Raw genomic sequence first — 4,761 nt, 5'->3', positions numbered from 1 at the left:
GGCGTTCGTTCCGCAGCCGCTCGACGGCGTCGATCCGCTCGTCCAGCGGCTCCAGGTCGGCGGAACCGATGCCCCGGCAGACGAGGCAGAGCTGCCCGAAGCGGGAGAGCGGGACATCGAGATCCTCGTCGACGGTTCCCTCGAGATGTCCGCGGGCAAGGCCGCGGCGCAGGCCGGCCACGGGATCATGCTCGTCCTCGGGGAATCGAGCACGGAGCGCGTGCTCGAATGGGCCGCTGCGGGTATGCCGATCTCCGCTTCCGATGCGGGAGCCGAGCGCTGGGCGGCCGCGGTGGCTGCGGCCGAACGCGGGGAGCCCGGATACGCCGGGGTCCGCGACGCCGGATACACCGAGGTGGCGCCCGGCTCGCTCACGGTGGTCGGCATCGATCACGCCGCCGCGCGACAGTAGCGGACGCCCTTCGCGGGCGCGGGGTTCCGACGTCAGGACACTTCCTTATCGGTTCATTGGGATTTACTCATTCCGCGGCGTATTGTGTCGCAGGTAACAGTTGGATCCTCGCTGGTAGGCGCCACTGCCCGGGGCTCGATCGCCCTGGTGCCGTGCGGCCCCTCGGCCCGCCGGCGATCCTCGACCGAAAGGGGCCGCCCATGGCCAGCGCCCGCGAAAATGCCCACGAAGGCGCCACCGACAGGACGATCGTCGATCCCGATGCCGCCGATTCCACGATCGTCGAGACACCCACCGACGTCGTCCCCGTCGGCGTCCAGCGCCGCCGCGTGATCGTCGCGTCGACGATCGGCACGACCATCGAGTTCTACGACTTCTACGCCTACGCCACGGCTACGGTCGCGGTGTTCCCGTACCTGTTCTTCCCCAAGGGAGAGAGCGAAACGGTCGCTCTGCTCAGCTCATTCGCGACGTTCGGCCTCGCCTTCGTCGCGCGCCCGCTCGGCTCGATCATCTTCGGCCACTTCGGCGACCGCATCGGCCGCAAGGCCACGCTCGTGGGCTCGCTGCTCACTATGGGCATCGCCACGTTCCTCATCGGCCTCCTGCCGACCTACGCGCAGATCGGCGTCGCGGCCCCGGCGCTCCTCGCGCTGTTCCGCTTCTGCCAGGGCCTCGGGCTCGGCGGCGAGTGGTCGGGCGCGGCGCTGCTCGCCACGGAGAACGCGGCGAAGGGGAAACGGGCGTGGGCGGCGATGTGGCCGCAGCTCGGTGCGCCCTTCGGCTTCGTCATCGCCAACGGGTTGTTCCTCGTCCTGGTGCTCGCCACGGGCCACGACATCACCGAATCCGAGGGCTCGTTCATCGACTGGGCGTGGCGTGTGCCGTTCCTCCTCTCGTCGATCATGCTCGCGATCGGTCTCTACGTCCGGTTCAAGCTCAACGAGACGCCGGTATTCCAGAAGGCGCTCGACGAGGGCAAGAAGGTCACGGTCCCGCTGGGCGAGGTCTTCCGCACGGCGTGGCGCCCGCTCATCCTCGGTACGTTCGTCATGCTCGCCACGTACGGCCTGTTCTACCTGGTCACGGCATGGGTGCTGTCGTACGGAATCGGCAAGCCGGAGAACGGCGGCCTCGGTATCCCGTACCTCGACTTCCTCGTCCTCCAGGTCATCACGATCTGGCTCTTCGCTGCCGGCGTACCGCTGTCGGGCTGGATCGCCGATCGGGTCGGGCGCAAGCCCATGCTCATCGTCGCGACGGCGCTCATCATCCTCTACGGACTGAGCTTCAAATTGTTCCTCGGCGAGGGCACTACCGAGCTCGAGGTCGGTGTCTTCCTCGGTATCGGCATGTTCTTCATGGGCCTCACGTTCGGCCCGATGTCGGCGGTGCTGCCGGAGATGTTCCCCACGAACGTCCGCTACACGGGCTCGGGCATCTCCTACAACGTTGCGTCGATCCTCGGCGCGGCGATCACCCCGTTCGTCGCGACGTGGCTCGCCTCGCAATTCCACTCGCCGGTCCCGGTGGGCATCTACCTGTCGTTCCTCGCGCTGCTCACGCTCATCTCGCTGTTCTTCCTCCGCGAGACCCGCGACGACGACATGGCCCGCATCTAGGCGGGGCAACTCCGCACTCTCGCGGGCTTTGCAGAAGCGGCGTCCGCCGTCAAATACGGGTCTCTACATCCGTAAATGACGGCGGACGCCGGCTTTTCCGGGCGAACGGGGCTGGCTAGGCGAGTGTGTCCTCGAGCTTATCGAGCACGTCGCGGGCGGCGGTGGGGCCGGTATTGAGGTAGAAGACGTCGTCGTCCACCGACACGGCCTGCCCCGCGCCGACGGCGCCGAGTGTCTTCCACAGAGGTTGCTCGGTGAGCGCGGTATCGTCGCCGCCCTGGACGCCGTAGAAGATCCAGTCGGCGTCGGCCTGCTCGAGCTGCTCGGCGCCGATGTCCTGCGAGGTCTTGTCGGTAAAGCTCTGGGTCTCGGGGCGGCGGAGGCCGGCGTCGGCGGCGACGGAGCCGGTGAAGGAGGACTCGCCGAACACCCGCATCCTGTCGCCGTTTCGGCGGAGGAAGGACACGGTCGGGGCGTCGCCGAGCGCCTCGCCGAACTTCTTCGCCTCACCCTCGTAGGTGTCGAGCCAGGTCTGCGCCTCCTCGCGCTTGCCCACGGCATCGGCGAGCAGGAGGTAGTCCTCCTTCCAGTGGAGCCCGGTGCCCTGCGTGGCGACGGTCGGTGCGATAGCGGTGAGCTGGGAGTAGAGCTGATCGGCGTTCTTGCCCGCGGTGTTCATGAGGATGAGATCGGGATCGATGTTCGCGATCGTCTCGATGTCCGGATCGGTGCGGCTGCCCACGTCGCGCACGTCGGCGAGCTCCGCGGCGTGCTCGGGGAAGTCCGCCGTGAGGTAGTCGGGGATCATGTCCGCGCCGTCGCCGGAAGTGGAGCCGACAGGGACGATCCCCAGGTTGAGCAGCGCGTCGGCCTGCCCGGTAGAGACCACGACGACCTTCTTCGGCGCGGAATCGATGGTCGTCTCGCCCTGGAAGTGCGCGACGGTGCGGGGGAACGCGCCGTCGGACTGGTCGCTGCCCTTGCCTTCGGGCATGGAATCGGGGATGGCGAATCTCTGCGCGCTTCCGCCGCTTTCGCCGGCGCTCTCGCCCGCAGTACCAGAGGAGGAGGAGCCCGCGGAGCCCGATTCGGTTCCGGTCGAGCAGCCGGCGAGGCCTACACCTGCGAGGACGAGGGTCGCGAGGGCGGCGGAGAGCCCGTGGCGACGGGTCGCGTTCATTGTCATGAGGGCCAAGGTTAGCATTACCTATTATGAGGAGCCCTGCCGTCCGCCGAAATTCCTACGGCGGGGAAGAAAAGTTATGCGCGGCTGCCACGGAGCGGCCGTCGGCCGGCGGCAAAGCCCGCAGCCCGCGCGGTGCCGGCAGCCTCCGCCTCGGGCTCGTTCTCGTCCTCGGCTTCGCGCTCCTCTTCGCCCTCATCGTCGCCAGCCTCGGCACGGGCTCGAAGGCGCTCTCGGCGGGGGAGGTTCTCGGTGGGCTGTTCGGCGGGGAACCGACGCCCGCGCACCTCATCGTCTGGGACCTGCGCATGCCGCGCGCGGCGCTCGCCGTCGTGGTCGGCGCGGCGCTCGCGGTTGCGGGCGTGGTGATGCAGGCGCTGTCGCGGAACCCGCTCGCTGAACCGGGCCTCGTCGGGGTCAATTCGGGGGCGGCGCTCGCGGTGGTCCTCGGAACTTCGGTGTTCGGCGTCTCCAGCGCGGCCGGATACGTGTGGTTCGCGCTCGCCGGGGCGGCCCTCGCCGCTATCGCGGTGTTCGCACTCGCGGCGCGCGCGGAGTCGGCGGGGGCGCCCGGGGGCCGTCTGGGCGGCGGGCGCGGCGCCGGGGCCTCGCGGGCGCGGCTCGTGCTCGCCGGGGCGGCGCTGACCGCATGCCTCGGTTCGATCACCGGCACGATCACGATGTACGACACCTCCGCGTTCGGCTCCTACCGCTTTTGGGTCGTCGGTTCCGTGGCCGACCGTGGCACGGACGTCCTGCTCCCCGTGTTGCCGTTCGTCGTGGTGGGTCTCGTGCTCGCGCTGAGCCTCGGCCCCTCGCTCAACGCGCTTACGATGGGGGAGGACCAGGCCGTGTCCCTCGGCGTTCGGGTCGGGCTTGTCCGGGGGCTCGCATTCTGCGCCGTCGCGCTGCTCTGCGGCGCGGCGACGGCCGCGGCCGGACCTATCGCGTTCGTCGGGCTCGTCGTCCCGCACGTCCTCCGCCTCCTGGTGGGGGTCGAGTTGCGCCGGGTCCTGGCGCTCTCGCTCGTCTTCGGGCCGAGCCTCGTGCTCTGCGCCGACCTCGTCGGCCGCATCATCGCCCGTCCCGGCGAAATCGAGGCCGGTATCGTTACCGCGTTCGTCGGCGCCCCCGTGTTGCTGTGGCTGCTGCTCAGGGGGAAGGCCTCATGACGGCGGACCGCGGCGTCACCCGGCCCTTCCCCAATGCCCTTTCCTCGCGCGCGGGCCTGCCCGCCGGATACGCCTTGCTGCGCCTGCCCGGCGGGCGTGGCGTGCTCGTCCACCGGCGCTCGAGCGCGGTCGCGTTGCTCGCGACTCTCGTGGCGGTGATCGGCGCCGTCGTCACGATCACCACTGGCGCGTACGAGATCACGCCCGGCGATTCGCTCCGGGCCCTCGCCGGGCAGGGGAGCCCCATCGACCTCGCGATCGTCCGCGGTCAGCGCCTGCCGCGCGTGCTCGCAGCGGCCGGGGTGGGGATCGCGCTGGCGGGCTCGGGCGCGATCTTCCAGAGCGTCTCGCGTAACGAGCTCGGCAGCCCGG

Annotated in this window: 5 protein-coding genes; 4 read left to right on the top strand and 1 reads right to left on the bottom strand. The window is 69.8% G+C overall.

The genetic code is table 11. The annotated features are described in order from the left end of the window. Both V7E05_RS13485 and V7E05_RS13480 read left to right on the top strand, forming a co-directional pair. Positions 1 to 412, top strand: a 412-nt coding sequence (locus V7E05_RS13485; RefSeq protein ID WP_333620156.1) for a peptidyl-tRNA hydrolase, incomplete at its 5' end; no start/stop codon positions are given. Between the two features lie 200 nt (positions 413 to 612). Further along, positions 613 to 2,034: an MFS transporter gene (locus V7E05_RS13480; RefSeq protein WP_333620155.1), complete on the top strand. Its 1,422-nt coding sequence runs from the start codon at positions 613 to 615 to the stop codon at positions 2,032 to 2,034. Positions 2,035 to 2,149: 115 nt separating this feature from the next. On the opposite strand, the gene V7E05_RS13475 is transcribed toward V7E05_RS13480, so the two are convergent. Beyond that, complete coding sequence (locus tag V7E05_RS13475) at positions 2,150 to 3,220, bottom strand: ABC transporter substrate-binding protein (RefSeq protein ID WP_333620154.1); 1,071 nt, start codon at positions 3,218 to 3,220, stop codon at positions 2,150 to 2,152. Positions 3,221 to 3,246: 26 nt separating this feature from the next. On the opposite strand from V7E05_RS13475, the gene V7E05_RS13470 reads away from it, so the two are divergent. Beyond that, positions 3,247 to 4,389 (top strand): FecCD family ABC transporter permease, encoded by a 1,143-nt coding sequence (locus V7E05_RS13470; protein ID WP_333620153.1) that lies wholly within the window; start codon positions 3,247 to 3,249, stop codon positions 4,387 to 4,389. Further along, a partial coding sequence (locus V7E05_RS13465; protein WP_333620152.1) for an iron chelate uptake ABC transporter family permease subunit occupies positions 4,386 to 4,761 on the top strand: 376 nt, incomplete at its 3' end. The genes V7E05_RS13470 and V7E05_RS13465, both read left to right, overlap by 4 nt.

The sequence above is a fragment of the Dietzia sp. genome, assembly GCF_036741115.1.
Taxonomy (GTDB): Bacteria; Actinomycetota; Actinomycetes; order Mycobacteriales; family Mycobacteriaceae; genus Dietzia.
This window is presented reverse-complemented; position numbering and strand designations above follow the sequence as displayed.